The organism is Lachnoclostridium sp. An169 (assembly GCF_002160525.1).
Classification (GTDB): Bacteria; Bacillota; Clostridia; order Lachnospirales; family Lachnospiraceae; genus Mediterraneibacter; species Mediterraneibacter cottocaccae.
This window is the reverse complement of record NZ_NFKT01000032.1, coordinates 39,383-56,458: the sequence shown is the minus strand read 5'-3', so window position 1 is coordinate 56,458 and position 17,076 is coordinate 39,383. Positions and strand designations below refer to the sequence as shown.

Sequence of the window (17,076 nt, the reverse complement as noted above, 5' to 3'; positions counted from 1 at the left end):
CACCTATGCCATTACTGACACCGGCTTGTGGTTCACTACACTTGGCGGTAAATACCCGTGACTGGACTTTCACCAGTAAGATTAGTGCCATGCTCGGCACACAAGGAAAGACCCGCGGATCGCTCCGCAGGTCTCGCTGATGTTTCCTAATCCTTCATCTCTATGGCTTTTTTCGGGCAGGCTCCGGCGCAGATTCCGCAGCCTACACATTTTTCTTCGTGGAGTTTCCACAGTTTTTCCTTGCGGTCAACTGTGATCGCTTCCTGGGGACATTTCTTTGCGCAGAGTGTGCAGTAGACGCATTTTTCCGGGTCTACCGCCGGTTTTCCGCCGCCTCCGCCTGAAGCCGTCTGTTCTTCCGTCTTCGGTTTCACATAGTTCTCGCTCTTCTTCTGAACATCCGGCGCCGTATAGCCTTTCTCCATAAACAGGCATTTCTTCGGACATACGCTTACGCAGCTTCCGCACTGAACGCAGTCGAAACGGTTGATTATCCATGTGCCTGCCTTCCGGTCCACCTGGATCGCCTGGGACGGACAGGAGCGCATGCACAGCCCGCAGCTGATGCAGTCCTCGATCTTTATCGTCACGTGCCCCCGCATCCGCTCCGGATAGTCCACCGGCTCAAAGGGGTAGCCCGTGGTCGCCGGTTTCCGGAACAGATTTTTCAGCACTCTTCCTGCCAGTGTAAATATTCTCGTCTTCTCCATACTGCACCTCCTAACGCTCCGTGCAGCTCACGCACGGGTCAATGGTCAGGATCAGCACCGGCACATCCGCGAGCTGGCACCCTTTGAGCATCTCCACCATGGGAGGTATGTTGCTTGTCGTAGGCGTGCGCAGCCGGAAACGGTCCAGATATTTCGTGCCGTTTCCCTTGACGTAGTAAATCGCCTCGCCTCTGGGCTGCTCGATGCGCATGAAGAACTCTCCCGACGGATTCCCCTTCACCGGAACGCTGATATCTCCCTCCGGGATTTTCCCGATGGCTTCCCGGATCAGTTCAAAGGACTGCATCAGCTCTTTCAGCCGCACCTCGCATCTCGCGTAGGAATCGCACTCCTGTGATGTAACCGGCGCAACGGTAAGATCCTTATAGGCTGCGTATCCAAGCAGCCGTGCGTCATACTCCACACCGCTGGCGCGCAGCATGGGGCCTACAGCACCCATGGCGATGGCATTTTCCTTTGTCAGGATACCGGTTCCTTTCAGACGGCTCTGCACGGTATAATCCTGAAGAAATGTCTCCACAACCGGCTTCAGCTCTCCCTCCAGATCCTTCACCGCATGGAGGATGTCATTTAACATGGAAGAATCCATATCTTTCTGGACGCCTCCCACACAGTTAACGGAATGGATGATCCTTCCTCCCGTCGTCTCATCGAACATGTCCAGGATCTTTTCCCGCAGCCTCCAGCTCTCCATAAACAGGCTCTCGAACCCCATGGCGTCCGCCAGAAGTCCCAGCCAGAGCAGATGGCTGTGTACACGGCTCATCTCCATCCAGATGGTGCGCAGGTATTTTGCACGGTCAGGCACCTCGATTCCCATGACCTGCTCCACTGCCTCGCAGTAGCCGAGTCCGTGCCCGCAGCTGCAGATTCCGCAGACCCGCTCCGCAATATATACATACTGTTTAAAATCTCTCTTTTCCACCAGTTTTTCCAGTCCCCGGTGAATGTAGCCGATGCTCGGCACCGCGCCCACCACGGTCTCATCCTCCAGGACGAGATCCAGATGGACAGGCTCCGGCAGCACCGGGTGCTGGGGACCGAAAGGTACGATACTTCTCTTTGCCATATTTCCTACTCCTTCTTCTTAAACGGCGCCGTCTCATCGATCCGGTACAGCCTGTCATGATAATCTGTCTGAATGTTGGTAATCTTCACGCCGAAAAGCTCCGCCGCTTCGTTTTCCTGCAGAAATGCACACGGATAAATCTGGGTGATGCTCGCCACCTCTTCGTCCATCTCCACATCCAGCCGGAGCGTTACCATCTCGTAGTCTTTACAGAAGGAGTAGCTCATCTCGTATCCGCCTTCCACCGAAACCGCACAGATCTGAACCAGCCTCCAGTCCTTTGCCTTCATATCCACGATTGCCGGGAAGAACTCCCCTTTCGTGACTTTCCTGATCTCACTCTGATATGCCATGTCCGTCACCTCCCGCCGTTCCCGGATGCCCGCTCTTTTCCGCGGCTTTCTTCGCCTCAAGCGCCGTCTGCTTTTCGTCTAGCACTTTCAGCGCCTGCACGACCCCGTCGATGATCGACTCCGGACGCGCCGCGCAGCCGGGCACGTATACGTCTACCGGGATCACCGTATCGATCCCGCCTTTTATGTTATAACATTCTTTAAAAACACCGCCGGTGCAGGCGCAGATTCCCACTGCCACCACCACTTTCGGTTCCGGCATCTGACTGTAGATCTGCTTTACCACACTCTCGGTCTGGCTGTTTACCCCTCCGGTAATCAGAAGGATATCCGCCTGGAAAGGATCTCCGGTGTTGATAATTCCAAACCGCTCGATATCGTATTTCGGCGTCAGGCAGTCCAACACCTCGATGTCGCAGCCGTTGCAGCTGCTGGCGTCATAGTGGAGCAGCCACGGTGATTTTGAAACTTTACTCATGCTTGTCCTCCTCCCTACTTATCCAGCATCAGAATCAGTATGTTTACTCCACCTGCCACCAGGGTCACTACCCAGCAGCTGTAGAGAAGCGTTTTCCATTTTACACGGGCGCTCACATTGTCCCACAGCGTTTCCATAAAGAAGATCAGCGCGCAGGCGAGCACTGCTACAATCCAGCTCCACCATGTGCTGTTGATAAAGAACAGACAGAAAATGCCGAAGAGCAGGATCATCTCATAATATTCCGCAATGTTCATGATCGCCAGAGTCGTTCCTGACATCTCCGTAGTAATTCCCTTGACCATCTCCTGGTGCGCATGATGGCTAGTGGACAGGTCGAAAGGCGATTTACGGAACTTGATCGCCGCAGTGAACATGAATCCCACGAGCAGCCCCGGCATCCAGATCACTGCGCTTACATCTGCCCGGATGATGTCCGATACATGGAAAGATCCGGTTGTCAGATAGAATCCCACCGCCACCAGAAGGGTCAGCGGCTCGTATGCCATCATCTGGAGCATCTCCCGGCTCGCACCCATGTTGGCGTACGGGGAAGAATCGCTGGACGCCGCCATGATCAGGAACATGTCCGCCGTACTTAAGATGAACAGCACCATCAGAAGATCAGCCCCGGCGAACAGCATGCACCCGGCAATCACAAGGATCACAAGGTAGCTTAAGTTCAGAAGAAGCTGGACATTGTTGACCGCGATCATCTCTTTGGAAAAAAGTTTGCCGATATCATAGAACGGCTGAAGCAGATGCGGTCCTTTTCTCCTCTGCATCCTGGCGCTTATGATTCGCTCCACACCGTCCAGGAGACCGCCCAGGAGTGGCGCAAATATCAGATAGGCAAGTACAAATAAGACTTTTTCCATCACAGGGCACCTCCAATCACAAGACAGAACCCGAGTACAAGCACGGCAGCGGCCAGGATAATCGCCGGAATCCGCAGGTGTCTGCGCCCGAATTCAAAACGCAGATACCAGTTGCTCAGATACAGATGTTCTTTATCCCCGAAGCTGTTTGTAAAGTAGCGGTTGTCGCCCTCGTTGATTCCGTTCATATAGATCGGCACCAGCTCCCGGTGCGACCTGCGGCTGATGAAGAACATAACCACCGGGACAATGAAGATTGACACAAGCATAATCGCCATTGTCGCAAGCACACTCATCGACAGAACGTCTGTGGAATTTCCGAACAGCTCCCGCACAATCGGATTGACCACCTTGATTGCCACAAAAGGAAGGAAGAGGCACAAAAGCAGCATCACCGCTGCATGGAATGACATGGATACATATTCATCCCTGTGAGTCACATCTTTCACCGTGTCACGCGGGATATGGTAGCACAGAAGCTTTGCCAGCCATTTCGTCCAGTAAAACATGGTTGTGGCGCTGCCGTATGCGATGAAGAGCACCAGGACAAAGTTCCCGGAGTCCACGAATGCCTTGAGGGCAACCCATTTGGAAATCAGCATGCCGAAAGGCGCCAGATACATTCCGGCGATTCCGATTCCCATGATATACGCCAGTTTCGGAATCCGGATAATCAGCCCGTGCATATCCTCGATATCCCTGGAACCCAGGCAGTTTTCCGTAGCGCCCACGGACTGGAACAGCATGGATTTGCTGACCGAGTGGAAGATCATCAGGAATACGGCAGCCCAGACCGTCTCCTCCACGCCGATCCCGGCGCAGCCCACGATCAGTCCCAGATTGGAGATTGTGGAGAATGCCAGCACTTTCTTGCCGTCATTCTGTGCAATCGCCATCATACTTGCCATGATAAATGTCAGGCCGCCGATGCTTGAGACGATAATCCCGGTCATATTTCCGTAGAACGCCGGGGAAAGACGGATCAGCAGATACACACCTGCCTTTACCATGGTCGCACTGTGAAGCAGCGCGCTGGAAGGCGTAGGCGCCACCATTGCCCCCACAAGCCAGGTGGAAAAGGGAAGCTGCGCGGATTTGGTCAGTCCCGCCAGGGCAAGACAGATCAGCGGCACCTCCGCGCCTGCACTGATCACATCCAACAGCTGGACAGTTCCTTCCATAAACGCCATCCATGTAATGCCTGCGGCAAATCCCAGACCGCCCAGCAGGTTCATCCACAGAGCGCAGAAGCTGTTGTTCACCGCCTCATCTGTTCTCGTATATCCGATCATCAGGAACGAAATCACACTGGTGATCTCCCAGAAAAAGTACATCCAGATCAGATTCTGGGAAAAGACCAGACCGAACATGGCTGCCAGAAACAGGAACAGCATGGAAAAGAAAAACGGCTGCCGGTCCTGAACATCTGTATGATGCGCGTGATATCCCTTCATATACCCCACGGTATAGATACAGATAAATCCTCCGATAAATGCGATGATGATGCACATGAGAATGGTCAGCCAGTCCACGGACATGTGGGGTCCTTCCGCCACCTCAGTCGAGAACTCCGTATAAAGCATCAGCACCGTCTGCCCCACGGACAGCAGAATGGGCAGGATTCTTCTGTATTTTATACTCAGATATACGATCAGGCACATCAGGATAATATCCCCCGCTGCCATCAGATGATCCACCAGTTCCGTTGACGGATAGAGCATCAGCGTTTCCGCCCCGCCTGCCAGCCACTGAACGATAAAAATCACCGTCGTCAGCATCACGATCCCGGCTCCTGTGTATACCATGATTCCCCTGGATCTGCTCTCCCGCATAAAGGGGAAAATCAGGGCAAACAGCACCGGGATACCGATTAAAAATGGTATCATTGTCATATTTTCAGCACTTCCTCTCTTTATGTATTCTGGCATATAATTCAGATACACTTTTACAGATATCTGTATATATTGAATAAAAAATTGCCCATTATTGTTATAATCCTGATTCATTTTTTTTACAATACCAAATTTGTTCTTTCTTCTTCCTTTTCCGGCAAAATTTTTCTTACTCTTTCTTTTCTCCCGGAATGTGCTAGAATGGTAGTGTTCGGAATTCCAGGGGAGGTGCCGTTATGCACGAACTGAGTATTACAGAGCATCTGCTCGATTACTGTCTCAAAGAAGCACAGAGACAGGGCGCTGTGAAAATCCGCGCCATAAAAATATGTGTGGGGCAGCTTGGAGGGATCGTCCCGGAGTGTATCCAGGTCTATCTGGACATGCTCTCCGAAGGGACCATCGCAGAGGGCGCACGCATCGAGGCGGAGTTTCTTCCGGTCAGGGTCCGCTGCCGGGACTGCGGCAGGGAAGGCGAGATCACTCCCCGCAGCCTGCAGTGTCCGCACTGCGGCAGCCTCAGGCTGGAGCTTCTCTCGGGGAAAGAATTTTATATCGAAAGTATGGAGGTAGATACAGATGGAGATAAAGGTACTGCACCAGATCATGGACTGGAACGAGGATGTGAGCCAGGAAGTACGGGAGACACTGGCAGGGCATAAAATCTGCATGGTCAATGTCATGGGAAGTCCCGGCGCCGGAAAGACCAGCATGATTACCGCCCTTATCGGCGCCCTGAAAGACCGTTTCCGCATCGGAGTCATTGAGGGAGATATTGCAGGAAAGATCGACGCCGAGCGGATTGCGGATCTGGGGATCCCCACCGTGCAGCTCAACACAGACGGAGCCTGCCACATCGAAGCCATGAGCATCCGTGCGATCCTGCCGGAGCTCCCCCTGGATTCTCTGGATCTGATCTTCGTGGAAAATATCGGGAATCTTGTGTGCCCGGCAGAGTTTCGGATCGGGGAATCTCTGCGTATCACCCTCCTCAGCATACCGGAAGGGGACGACAAAGTAGAGAAATACCCGCTCATGTTTACCGATACCGACTGCCTTGTCTTAAATAAGTACGACATGCTTCCTTATTTCGATTTTGATGCGGAGCGGGTTGTGGCAAATTATCATACCGTAAATCCCGGCGCGCCCTTCTTCCATGTCAACAGCCGCGATGGGGAAGGTGTCGGGGAACTGGCAGAATTCATCGCAGGGAAAATCTCCGCTGCGTTTGGCGAGGATGCGGCTTTGACAGGAGACGCGACTGCGGCGGGCGAGACTGCCCCGGCGGAGGAAGCGGCTCCCGCGGATGACAGATCATGAGTCGGGAATCCATGACGCGGATCCGCCTGACGGTATCCGGCATCGTCCAGGGCGTGGGCTTCCGCCCCTTTCTCCACAGACTGGCAGAAAAATACCGGATCGGCGGATGGGTGCGCAACACCTCAGAAGGGCTGGAAGGGGAACTGGAAGGGACGGAGCAGAATCTGGAACACTTTCTGAAAGATCTGCAGGATTCCCCGCCGCCCATGGCGGTAATCGAAGAAGTCCGGGCAATGCCTGCCAAAGAGACATCCGACGATTCCGATTCCGCCTGTCAGCCGGGGAAATTCGTTATACGCAAGAGCCGCATCAGCGCCGGACACACTCTTGTCTCCCCGGACATTTCCATCTGTCCGGAATGTGCCAGAGAGCTTTACACCCCTTCGGACCGCAGATACCGCTATCCGTTTATCAACTGTACCAACTGCGGTCCCCGGTACACGATCATCCGGGATCTGCCCTACGACCGGGAGCGCACGGTCATGGAACAGTTCCCCATGTGCCCGGAATGTGAACAGGAGTACCACGACATCCGCAGCCGCCGCTATCACGCGCAGCCCGACTGCTGCCCGGCGTGCGGTCCGCAGGTCTTTTATCGAGAAGCCAGAGAAGCGATGCAGCCAAAGGCCACGGCACAAACTCTCCCTCCGGAAAGCACAACACAAACTCTCCCATCGGAAAGCACAGCCGCCGGAATGGATCCGGAGCCCTTTCGTGCTGCCCAGGAACTGCTCGTCCAAGGCGGGATTCTCGCAGTGAAAGGCATCGGCGGAATTCATCTTGCCTGTGACGCCTGCCGACCGGAAGCAGTCCGTCGGCTTCGACAGCGCAAGCACCGCCCGGAAAAGCCCCTGGCTGTCATGTGTTCCTCCCTGGAGGCAGTCCGCCGGATCTGCCGTGTGACACCGGAAGAAGAACGCCTTCTCGCCAGTCCCGCGCGTCCGATCGTCCTTCTTGCGAAAAAGGACCGGGATTCTGCAGTGCTCAGGGAGTTAAGCTTCAGCCCCCGCCTTGGCGTCATGCTTCCGTACACGCCTCTGCACATGCTTCTTCTGGACGGGACGTATGGCGGACCGGACACGGTGGTCATGACAAGCGGAAATGTTTCCGGATGTCCGGTGATCACGGAAAACAAAGAGGCGCTTACCGCCCTCGGGGATGTGGCAGATGGATTTCTTCTGCACAACCGCCCCATCGAGAACCGCTGCGATGATTCTCTCGTCATGGAGTGGCAGGGCGCTCCCTGTTTTTTCCGGCGGAGCCGGGGATATGCCCCCTCGCCGCTGAAGATGAAGGAGTGCGCCGCCGAAACCTCCGGAGACGCGGCCAGCCCGGAAACAGAAGACAAGGGCGGCATTTTCGCCATGGGCGCGGAACTGAAAGCTTCTTTTGCCCTTGGGAGAGGTGACGAAGTATTTTTAAGCCCCTATATCGGGGATCTGAAAAATGCCGAGACAGCCGCCCATTATAATGAAGCGCGCCGAACTTACGAGCGCCTCTTCCGCCTGGAACCATCCCTGTTCGTCTGCGACCTGCACCCGGACTATATTTCCACCCGGATTGCCGCAGAAGAAGCCTCCCGCAGAGAAGTCCCCCTTCTGCAGGTGCAGCACCACTGGGCGCATATGGCTTCCTGCATGGCGGACAACGCCCTGTCCGAACCCTGCTTCGGCATCATCTGGGACGGCACGGGGCTTGGAACGGACGGCGCCGTCTGGGGCGGCGAATTCCTGACCGGAGATTACTCTGACTTCAGGCGCACAGGTTCCATCCGCCCCGTTTCTCTCGCCGGAGGAGACAAAGCCGTCCAGGAGATCAGCCGGATCGCCCTTGCGCTTCTCCTGGACGCGGGGATCAGCCCGGAAGGACTCATATCCCTGCCGGAGGACAGATGCAGAATGCTCTCCCGCCTGATCCACTCCTCAATCCCGCCCCGTGCTTCCAGTATCGGACGGCTTTTCGACGGAGTATGCTCCCTGCTTCTTGACCGCGCAGATGTCAGCTATGACGGGGAAGCGCCCGCCCTCGTGGAATCGCTCTGCCCGTTGGAAGTTCCGGATACTGTTCCGGGTCAGACAGAGACATACCTCAGAGAACTCTCTTATCCCCTTTCCTTTTATATGGAGGACAGAGGAGATAACAAATGGGGTGTCCGCATCTTTGACACCCGCCCGGTCATCCGCGGAATCGTCCGGGACATCCAGAAGGGCAGACCGCCGGGAGAAACTGCCCTGCGTTTTCAGGCAACACTCTGCTGCATGGCTCTGGAACAGTGCCTGGCGCTAAATCCCTGCAAACTTCCCGTTGTCCTCTCCGGAGGTGTATTCCAGAACCGGTTCCTCCTGTCCGGAATCACCTCGCTGCTTGAGGAAAACGGATTTCACGTATATACACACCATCAGGTTTCTACCGGCGATGAAGGGATCTGTCTCGGACAGCTCGCCATCGCACGAAAAAGAAGGAGTGACAGTCATGTGTCTGGCAATGCCGATGAAAATTAAAACAATAGATGGAAAGACAGCATCCTGCGACGCCGGAGGGCTGACCCAGTCCGTCCGGATTGACTTTATCGAGGACGCTCTTCCCGGCGATTACGTCATGGTTCACGCCGGATTTGCCATCGAAAAAATGTCGGAAAAAGAAGCAAAGGAAAATCTGGAACTGTTGGAGGAGATTCAAAATGCTTTGTGAACAGGACTTTAAAAATCCCGGGAACGCTGCCGGCACGCTTGAAAAAATCCGGCAATATGCGCCCTCTTCCGGGGAAATCAGGATCATGGAAATCTGCGGCACACACACCATGGCAATCGCCCGCAGCGGACTGAAAACTGTCCTGCCGCCTTCCATCCGCCTGCTCTCCGGTCCCGGCTGTCCGGTCTGCGTCACCCCCGCCGGGGCAATGGATATGATTCTCTCGCTCTCCGAAAAGCCGGACGTTCTCATCGCAAGCTACGGCGATCTTCTGCGCGTCCCCGGTTCCCGCAGAGGCGACAGCCTCATGAACCGCAGGGGCGCCGGCGCAAAAGTGCTCTCCGTCTATTCGCCCATGGAGGCGCTGCAGACAGCCCGGGAGCACCCGGAACTGGAAGTCGTTTTCCTCGGAGTCGGATTCGAGACCACTGCCCCCGGGACAGCCGTCTGCATCAGGGAAGCAGCTTCCCTCGGGGTGACGAATTTTTCCGTTCTCTGTCTTCTGAAAAAGACTTTCCCTGCGCTTCGGGCGCTGATCGAATCCCCGGACTTTGCCGTGGACGGATTCCTGTGTCCCGGACATGTGGCGGCCATCACCGGCTCTGACGCATTCGCCTTTCTGCCGGAGGAATACGGACTGCCGGCGGTGGTTGGCGGATTTGAAGCCGCGGATCTGCTCGGCTGTGTCCTGGAACTGACCCGGATGATCACCCGGAAATCGCCTGCCCTCGTCAACGAATATACCCGTCTGGTCCGCCCCCAGGGGAATCCGGCGGCGAAAGAACTGATCGGTCAGGTATTCTGCTCCGCTCCCTCCGACTGGCGCGGACTGGGGCATATCGAAGAAAGCGGCTTCCGGATACGGGAAGAATACCGGCAATGGGACGCCTGGGAGAAATTTCACCTCACCCTTCCCGGCAGCCGTGAGATTCCCGGATGCAGCTGCGCGCAGATCATCCGCGGCGTCCTTTCTCCGGGAGAGTGCCCTCTCTTTGGCAGCACATGCACTCCGGAAAATCCGGTGGGACCGTGCATGGTCTCCGGCGAGGGCGCCTGTGCGGCGGCATATCAGTACGACAGATAAACAGAAAAGAGGTTCATCCATATGAATGATAGAATTACACTGGATTACGGAAGCGGAGGGCTTAAGACGTCGGAGCTGATCGACTCTGTCCTTCTCCCTGCATTTGACAACCCGCTTCTCACAGAGCTCGGCGACGGCGCAGTTCTCGCAGATACGGGAGGGAGCGGGCTGGTCTTCTCCACGGACAGCTTCGTGGTGACGCCCTGGCGTTTTCCCGGAGGCGACATCGGAAAGCTCTCCGTCTGCGGCACGGTAAACGATCTGTGCATGGCGGGAGGCACGCCCAGATACTTAAGTCTTTCCCTCATCCTGGAAGAAGGCTTCCCGATTGCTGACCTGAAAGAAATCGTTGCCTCGGTCGCAGCAGAGACCAGAAAATGCGGCGTGATAATCGTCACCGGAGACACAAAAGTCGTGGAATCAGGAAAAGGAGACGGCATCTATATCAATACGTCCGGAATCGGGCTGCGCCGCGCCGTCCTTCCGGGGAAATCAGGAATACGCCCCGGCGACGCCGTGCTCATAAGCGGCACTGCAGGCTGCCACGGCACCGCCGTCATGATGGCGCGGGCAGGGCTTCTGGATGAGGGAAGTCCCCTCGTCTCCGACTGTGCCCCTCTCCACAGCATCAGCGCCGCAGTGCTCGAGGCAGCACAGCAGACATCGAACACCTCCGGGGGCTCCGCTGACGCCGGAGCAGTGCGCATCCTCCGGGATCCCACCCGGGGCGGCGTTGCCACCACTCTGAATGAATTTTCGGAAGGGATGCCTTTCTCTATTGAACTCATCCAGAACGACATTCCCGTAGATCCCGTGGTGGAAGCCGCCTGCGATATGCTCGGACTGGATCCGCTGTACTGTGCCTGTGAGGGACGCATGCTGGTGGTCTGTGCTCCGGAAAAAGCAGAGGCTGTTCTCGCCGCCATGAGGACGCTTCCGGAAGGGAAAGACGCTGCCCGGATTGGGACAGTCACAGAGGATATGCCGGGGAAGGTTCTGTTAAAGACTCCCATCGGCGGGCACCGGATCCTGACCAAGCTCACAGGGATGCAGCTGCCGAGAATCTGCTGATATATATGCGCCGACAATCTGCTGATGGAAATGAACCGAAAAACAGGCAGGGACAAAAGAAACACTGTTCTTTCATCCTGCCTGCTTTTCTCTTCTACACTACCGCCTCGATGATTTCTTTGTCTCCTATTATAATTTCATGTACACCCGGCTTTTTCTTTTTATTGAGCTTCTGTCCTGCAGAGATGTCCTGTATAGTTCTGTCTCCTGCATTTCACTCTGTGATAAATAGTAATTATAAAGTCTCATCTCAAATATCCGGTTGGCCACTGCCACTGTCCCGTTCCGGTTCTTAATAAATCCAAACATAGACGCTATATCTGTTGTATTTTCATCTGAATTATACAAAAAAGTCCTGCCTGTAAAAAGTACCGTTTCCAACATGGTATTGAGCCGGGGATAATCATGCAGTTTTCCGATCAGAGACTCGAACAGCGTATTTTTTTCACTCAGAAGCATGCGCACTGCTTCATTAAATCCCTCTTTTGTCCACGCTGCTTTCTTTGAGGCATATTCCGCTTTTATACTCACTGCTTCGTCCATCAACTGGCAAAGCCTCGAGACAAGGAAAGGGTAACCGGAAGTATAGTCGCGGAGCAGCTCTGACATCATAGAGATGTCCATGCCCGTATTATAATCTGTCTCATACTCTTCCAGCATCCCGGCAATATCTGCGGCAGAGAAACTCATATCTACCTTAAAGTCCGCAGCAATATTCCAGGGGCTGTTGTATTTATGCTCTCCTTCCGGCCGGATCTTCTGCTTCAGATTCTTTACATCGCAGACTCCGGCAAGGATCACCGACTGAAATGCCGGCTGTTGGAATCTCGTAATATACTGTGCCCGAAGCTGTGCCAGGAAATCGAGGAACACCTGATTATTCGATGCACTGTCCACTTCATCTATCATCAGGACGATTGGCCTGTCAGAGGCAGCGCAGATCGATCTCAATTTTCTGAAAAGGCTGCGCAACGTATATTTTTTCTCCTCATGCTCTTCTTCCAGGCCATCTGCCAGATCCCGCAGCCTCCCGGGAATCGAAGGATTATTATATTCAAAGCCCTCGGCAAAAGCTCCTGCAAAGGCTTCCGCAAACGTATATTCTGTACGAAATTCTGCACTTCCAAAAGTCTGAAAGTCCAACGAAACTGTATAATATGCATTTTTCAGGCTCTGGTTCAAAGCCATCAGCAATGTTGTCTTGCCATACTGCCTCGCCCGGTTAATGGTAAAATATTTTCCTTCATCCACAAGCTGACGAATCTCCCGCAGGCGGCTGTCGAGATTTACCATATAATGTTTTTCCGGTATGCATACCGCGGTTGTATTAAAAACTCTGGGCATTTTGCTAACGCCTCCCTTCAGCATTTTTTCCGCTGATTCTATCTAAACCTTAGCACACCGGATATATTTTTTCAACCGGTTCCTGACTTACACCCCGTTCTCCCGGATTACCTGCTGATACCAGTAGAACGAATCTTTGGGCGTTCTCTTCTGCGTCCTGTAATCCACATATACAAGCCCGAACCTGGGATCGAAACCATCTGTCCACTCAAAATTGTCCATCAGCGACCAGACCGTGTAGCCGATCACCGGAACGCCCTCTTCCATCACCTGATGGAGCTGCCCCAGGTATGCCTTGAGATATTCGATTCTCTGGGGATCATGTACTTTCCCGTCACTCATCACAAAGTCGATATTTGCCATACCGTTTTCCGTGATCAGAATCGGAAGGTGATATCTCTCATAAAGGAATCTGGGCGCCCAGTAGAGAATATCCGGGGAGACGGGCCAGCCGATCTGGGTTCGCGGCATTCCCGCCCATCCCTTGTCCGGGTTAAGTTCATCCGCATCATAGTTGCTCGCAAAATAGCAGTTAAATCCGAAGAAATCCAAAGGCTGACAGATCTCGCGCAGATCCGCTTCCGATACCACCTCTTCCATATATGCGGGTGCCTTCCCCAGAATCATCGGGTCTGCCCACCAGTTCACCGCAAAGTAGGCTTCTTTCTCAACATTAAACATATTCTCCCTTGCCCGTTCAATGCCCTCCGGCGTATTGTCATAAGCCGCAAACGTATGGGCGTTTAAGGCGGCGCCGATCTGAGGTGTTCTCTTCGCATATTTCCGGATGATCTGCACGGCTTTTCCATGGCAGAGAAGCACGTTTCTGCTGATCCTTGCCAGCTCCCTCATTTTCTGCTCCTTCGCCATGGTATTCTTCCGGAACGGCACATACCTTCCCTCGATGTAACCAAGACCGATAAAGCATGCCGGCTCGTTAAATGTCATCCAGTAACCCACCTTATCCGAAAGCGCCTCAACCACAACTTTTACATACTCTTCGAAGTCCTCAACAATATGCGGGTTCTCCCAACCGCCTTCCTCGTGGAGCCACATCGGGAGATCCCAGTGATAGAGCGTGCAGAGCGGTTCGATTCCCGCCTCTGCAAGACTGCTGGCCAGGCGGACGTAAAACGCAAGCCCCTTCTCGTTTACTTTTCCCCTCTCCGGGATCACTCTGGACCAGCTGATGGAAAAGCGGTAACTCTTAAGTCCCAGTTCCTTCATCAGCTCAACATCTTCCTTCCAGCGGTGATAGTGGTCGCATGTAACATCTCCGTTTTCATTTCTCTTAATCTTCTGAGGTGTCAGAGCGTCCCATATGCTGTCAGTCCTTCCATCCTCATTGCGCGCGCCCTCTACCTGAAATGCAGCGCTCGCCGCTCCCCATAAAAAATTCTCCGGAAATTTTTTCTCCATTTTCTGATTCCTCCATCCTGATGTATTAATCTCAGCCCATTATCCGTTCTTCTCATGTACCAGATACACATTTCCACACAGTCCGCACTGATTCCCCGGTTTCCATTCCGGCGTCCTGTTCTTCGGCGGGATCTGCCGCTCCAGTGTCGTGGCAGCTTCGATCACGATCTGATTCTTCCCGTCTGTCAGCTCACTGCTGATGTCATAGCGGTAAGGCGGGACAATCTGAATCCCCAGATCTCTTCCATTTACAAACACCTGCACAGCCTCTCCCGCATCTGTAATCTCAAGCACCGTCTTTCCTGCTTCCCCGGGTCCGCCGGTTTCCGGAATATCCTCAGCATCCAGCCACTTCTCATATCTGACATATCCCGCGAAGTCCGGGATCTCCTCCTCCACACAGTCCGGCAGTGACACGTTCTTCTCACTGTGAAACAGCGGGTAATCAATGCTGCCGCAGACAGAACGTTTCCAGTTATCACACAGTTCCTGTCTGCATTCCAGATCTGCCTCCGGCTTCCGGTACTTTCCTCCGCCGGTCTCTGCCGTCTCGCCAAACACGATAATAAAGCTTTTCCCCGGCTCGATCTTCGCCCGGATCATCATCCCGTCTGCTGTCACCGACGCCTCCGCCTTCTCCAGCGTATTTTCCCACGCCTGATACCGGCAGCATGTATTATATGAAGTCCTTACTTCCACATTTCCCTCATACACCCGGGTTCCTTCATTTGTCATATATAAAATGTCTGTATCTCCATGATAGATAAGACTTCTGATATATGGCTCTGCGGGCGATATCCGGACTGTTCCGATTTCCTGTTCTTCCAGATATCCCGCCAGTTCGTCCAGTTTTATTTTCCCTGTATATCTCAGGAGCCTGTCAAGGATTCTCCTTCCTTCGGCAGCATCCGGTTCATTACAGATTCCCTGAGGATAACTGTTCAGAAAGATACAGGGAAATCCCTGTTCTCCAAGCGCCGCAGCCGCCTGCGCAGTCTCTTTTGTAATATAGTCTGCTTCCGGTATAATCAGTACCTTATAATGCTGCGTGTTCACTGTCAGTCCTCCCTCGAGGTTCGTCTTATAACACGCATCCGTAAAAATATCCGAAGGCACGAAATCAAAGCCGACCTGATTCTCTGTGAGAATCCGAGCAGGCTCCTGGACATACATACACTTCATCCCTGTCCACTCCGCATCCCCGTGATAGAGAATGGCAGCCTCGCTCTCATGGGTTCCGCCGCTGATCAGTGTACACACCCGGTTCATATACTTCATCAGCACGCCAAAATGTCTGTACTGAGGATTGTGTCCGTGGGCGTAGAAATGGGGCGGGCAGTCCGGATCCGGGAAATCCTTTGCCGAAAATGCATGGGGCACAAAATGATTCACTCCCCGCACCATAAAATGATCCGCAAGATATGCTTCCAGCCTCACGCCCTCCTTCCATCCGTAATTCCCGAATATCTCACACATGGAGTTTCCTTTTTTCCGGGAATCAATCGCCGCCGCACTGGATGCAAGCCGCCCCAGTGTAAAATGATAGAACACACCGTCTCTCTTTGTCCCGAGATGGGAAGTATACTCAATATCTTCCCCCTGAGGCAGAACCTGTCCCCCGATATCGTCTATTCCTGCCATATCCTGCCCTGACAGTCCGCGGAAGTAATGCCCCAGGCTGGAACCGCACCGCGCATGCTGGTTGTTGTCCTCGATCAGATGCCCGATATATTCCACGCCATGCTCCCGGCACCATGTTCCCACCTGCTGTGAGAAATTCTTTTCCACAAGATGCGTCACATGATCCATAAAACAGAAGCGTACCTGTGCGGTCATTCCCCGGTCAAAGTCCTGTTCCCAGAGAAGGGGCAGATAACGGAAATACTCCTCTCCCCACTCTTCTTTCAGAGCTGTTTCCAGTTCCGGGCTCCACGGCTGATCACCGTTTTCATAGATCTTCCGGTCCATCTCATAAAGGTGCCCGTTCCCGATCTCCGGCTCATCGGAAAAGAAACCTGCAATCGTAGTTCCAAACCTGTCTCTGTAATGCCGGTAATGCGGCTCATACACCGCATCGATCAGCGTGCGGCAGGATTCCCGGTCCAGCATGTTCATATAATTCCTGTGCGGTCCCCGGTTTCTCGTCAGCTGGCAGGAATAGACCTTCCACGTTCCCTCCGCCGCAGTAAAAGAAAGTTTTCCCCCTTCTTCCCGCAGTGGAACCAGGTTATCCACACCGTTTCCGTCCTTTTTCACCGCCACAGCTCCGATCCAACGGTCATCTGCAAATTCTTCAAAGGAAAGATGGAAATAATTCTCTATCCATGACGGCTGAAATGGAAGCACACTGCGGTACTCACCGCTCTCCCATGTCCGGCGCTCCCCTTCTGTTACTTCTCCCAACATCCGGTAAGTCAGGAACTGCCTGCGCATGGAAAGAGGCCTTTTCACGATCTCTCCATTGCAGTATCCTGTAGGGAAATGGCTGTCATCCAGAATCCACACCTTCATCTCCAGTTTCTCTGCCTCATCCAGAATAATATCCATATCACGCCACCAACCGGGTCCGCAGAAATCCGGATGGGGTCTGCTCTCAATACACACGGCTTTGATATTGGATCTGCGGATCACCTGCATATATTCTCTGAGTACGGACTCCTCTTCTCCATGCTGCCAGAAAAAGGGAAAGATATGGTTTTCCTCCCTGTCTGCCAGCAGATCTGTAATTTTCTTATTCATTTCCTGT

Annotated in this window: 15 protein-coding genes; 6 read left to right on the top strand and 9 right to left on the bottom strand. The window is 53.7% G+C overall.

Translation table 11 applies throughout. From position 1 onward, the window contains the following. Positions 1-146: 146 nt before the first annotated feature. Genes B5F07_RS18005 through B5F07_RS17980 form a run of 6 tightly spaced genes read right to left on the bottom strand, consistent with a single transcriptional unit; the run spans position 147 to position 5,401 of the window. Positions 147-710 (bottom strand): 4Fe-4S binding protein, encoded by a 564-nt coding sequence (locus B5F07_RS18005; protein ID WP_087162592.1) that lies wholly within the window; start codon positions 708-710, stop codon positions 147-149. 10 nt (positions 711-720) lie between these two features. After that, complete coding sequence (locus tag B5F07_RS18000; RefSeq protein WP_087162591.1) at positions 721-1,800, bottom strand: hydrogenase large subunit; 1,080 nt, start codon at positions 1,798-1,800, stop codon at positions 721-723. 5 nt (positions 1,801-1,805) lie between these two features. Beyond that, positions 1,806-2,153, bottom strand: a complete 348-nt coding sequence (locus B5F07_RS17995; RefSeq protein ID WP_087162590.1) for an NADH-quinone oxidoreductase subunit C — start codon at positions 2,151-2,153, stop codon at positions 1,806-1,808. Continuing rightward, positions 2,137-2,631 carry an NADH-quinone oxidoreductase subunit B family protein gene (locus B5F07_RS17990; protein ID WP_087162589.1) on the bottom strand — a complete coding sequence of 165 codons (495 nt, stop codon included), beginning with the start codon at positions 2,629-2,631 and terminating at the stop codon, positions 2,137-2,139. The genes B5F07_RS17995 and B5F07_RS17990 overlap by 17 nt, the downstream gene beginning before the upstream one ends. A gap of 14 nt (positions 2,632-2,645) precedes the next feature. After that, positions 2,646-3,509, bottom strand: coding sequence for a respiratory chain complex I subunit 1 family protein (locus B5F07_RS17985; protein WP_087162588.1), 864 nt, complete (start codon positions 3,507-3,509; stop codon positions 2,646-2,648). Continuing rightward, positions 3,509-5,401 (bottom strand): NADH-quinone oxidoreductase subunit 5 family protein, encoded by a 1,893-nt coding sequence (locus B5F07_RS17980; protein WP_087162597.1) that lies wholly within the window; start codon positions 5,399-5,401, stop codon positions 3,509-3,511. Before B5F07_RS17980 ends, B5F07_RS17985 begins: the two co-directional genes overlap by 1 nt. A 236-nt stretch (positions 5,402-5,637) precedes the next feature. On the opposite strand from B5F07_RS17980, the gene hypA reads away from it, so the two are divergent. From hypA to hypE, 6 genes are read left to right on the top strand one after another with little or no spacing between them, the layout of a single operon-like run. Then, positions 5,638-6,063 carry a hydrogenase maturation nickel metallochaperone HypA gene (gene hypA / locus B5F07_RS17975; RefSeq protein ID WP_087162587.1) on the top strand — a complete coding sequence of 142 codons (426 nt, stop codon included), beginning with the start codon at positions 5,638-5,640 and terminating at the stop codon, positions 6,061-6,063. Next, positions 5,981-6,721 carry a hydrogenase nickel incorporation protein HypB gene (gene hypB / locus B5F07_RS17970; RefSeq protein WP_087162586.1) on the top strand — a complete coding sequence of 247 codons (741 nt, stop codon included), beginning with the start codon at positions 5,981-5,983 and terminating at the stop codon, positions 6,719-6,721. Before hypA ends, hypB begins: the two co-directional genes overlap by 83 nt. Further along, positions 6,718-9,222 (top strand): carbamoyltransferase HypF, encoded by a 2,505-nt coding sequence (locus tag B5F07_RS17965; RefSeq protein WP_087162585.1) that lies wholly within the window; start codon positions 6,718-6,720, stop codon positions 9,220-9,222. The genes hypB and B5F07_RS17965 overlap by 4 nt, the downstream gene beginning before the upstream one ends. Continuing rightward, a complete protein-coding gene (locus B5F07_RS17960) occupies positions 9,194-9,412 on the top strand; it encodes a HypC/HybG/HupF family hydrogenase formation chaperone (protein WP_087162584.1) in 219 nt (72 codons plus the stop codon). The genes B5F07_RS17965 and B5F07_RS17960 overlap by 29 nt, the downstream gene beginning before the upstream one ends. Further along, positions 9,402-10,496: a hydrogenase formation protein HypD gene (gene hypD / locus B5F07_RS17955; RefSeq protein ID WP_087162583.1), complete on the top strand. Its 1,095-nt coding sequence runs from the start codon at positions 9,402-9,404 to the stop codon at positions 10,494-10,496. Before B5F07_RS17960 ends, hypD begins: the two co-directional genes overlap by 11 nt. A 21-nt stretch (positions 10,497-10,517) precedes the next feature. Beyond that, complete coding sequence (gene hypE / locus B5F07_RS17950) at positions 10,518-11,567, top strand: hydrogenase expression/formation protein HypE (protein ID WP_087162582.1); 1,050 nt, start codon at positions 10,518-10,520, stop codon at positions 11,565-11,567. 129 nt (positions 11,568-11,696) lie between these two features. Here the strand turns inward: hypE and B5F07_RS17945 are convergent, their stop codons facing one another. The 3 genes from B5F07_RS17945 to B5F07_RS17935 form a co-directional block, all read right to left on the bottom strand. After that, the gene (locus tag B5F07_RS17945; protein ID WP_162613167.1) at positions 11,697-12,911 is read right to left on the bottom strand and encodes an AAA-like domain-containing protein; all 1,215 of its coding nucleotides are present in this window, start codon (positions 12,909-12,911) and stop codon (positions 11,697-11,699) included. An 87-nt stretch (positions 12,912-12,998) separates the two neighbouring features. Next, positions 12,999-14,330, bottom strand: coding sequence for a GH1 family beta-glucosidase (locus B5F07_RS17940; RefSeq protein WP_087162580.1), 1,332 nt, complete (start codon positions 14,328-14,330; stop codon positions 12,999-13,001). 39 nt (positions 14,331-14,369) lie between these two features. After that, complete coding sequence (locus B5F07_RS17935) at positions 14,370-17,069, bottom strand: glycosyl hydrolase (RefSeq protein ID WP_087162596.1); 2,700 nt, start codon at positions 17,067-17,069, stop codon at positions 14,370-14,372. Positions 17,070-17,076: the final 7 nt, after the last annotated feature.

Coding starts and splice junctions, on each gene's coding strand:
- B5F07_RS18005 (WP_087162592.1), bottom strand. CDS start 710: ATGGAGAAGACGAGAATATTTACACTGGCAGGAAGAGTGCTGAAAAAT.
- B5F07_RS18000 (WP_087162591.1), bottom strand. CDS start 1,800: ATGGCAAAGAGAAGTATCGTACCTTTCGGTCCCCAGCACCCGGTGCTG.
- B5F07_RS17995 (WP_087162590.1), bottom strand. CDS start 2,153: ATGGCATATCAGAGTGAGATCAGGAAAGTCACGAAAGGGGAGTTCTTC.
- B5F07_RS17990 (WP_087162589.1), bottom strand. CDS start 2,631: ATGAGTAAAGTTTCAAAATCACCGTGGCTGCTCCACTATGACGCCAGC.
- B5F07_RS17985 (WP_087162588.1), bottom strand. CDS start 3,509: ATGGAAAAAGTCTTATTTGTACTTGCCTATCTGATATTTGCGCCACTC.
- B5F07_RS17980 (WP_087162597.1), bottom strand. CDS start 5,401: ATGACAATGATACCATTTTTAATCGGTATCCCGGTGCTGTTTGCCCTG.
- hypA (WP_087162587.1), top strand. CDS start 5,638: ATGCACGAACTGAGTATTACAGAGCATCTGCTCGATTACTGTCTCAAA.
- hypB (WP_087162586.1), top strand. CDS start 5,981: ATGGAGATAAAGGTACTGCACCAGATCATGGACTGGAACGAGGATGTG.
- B5F07_RS17965 (WP_087162585.1), top strand. CDS start 6,718: ATGAGTCGGGAATCCATGACGCGGATCCGCCTGACGGTATCCGGCATC.
- B5F07_RS17960 (WP_087162584.1), top strand. CDS start 9,194: ATGTGTCTGGCAATGCCGATGAAAATTAAAACAATAGATGGAAAGACA.
- hypD (WP_087162583.1), top strand. CDS start 9,402: ATGCTTTGTGAACAGGACTTTAAAAATCCCGGGAACGCTGCCGGCACG.
- hypE (WP_087162582.1), top strand. CDS start 10,518: ATGAATGATAGAATTACACTGGATTACGGAAGCGGAGGGCTTAAGACG.
- B5F07_RS17945 (WP_162613167.1), bottom strand. CDS start 12,911: ATGCCCAGAGTTTTTAATACAACCGCGGTATGCATACCGGAAAAACAT.
- B5F07_RS17940 (WP_087162580.1), bottom strand. CDS start 14,330: ATGGAGAAAAAATTTCCGGAGAATTTTTTATGGGGAGCGGCGAGCGCT.
- B5F07_RS17935 (WP_087162596.1), bottom strand. CDS start 17,069: ATGAATAAGAAAATTACAGATCTGCTGGCAGACAGGGAGGAAAACCAT.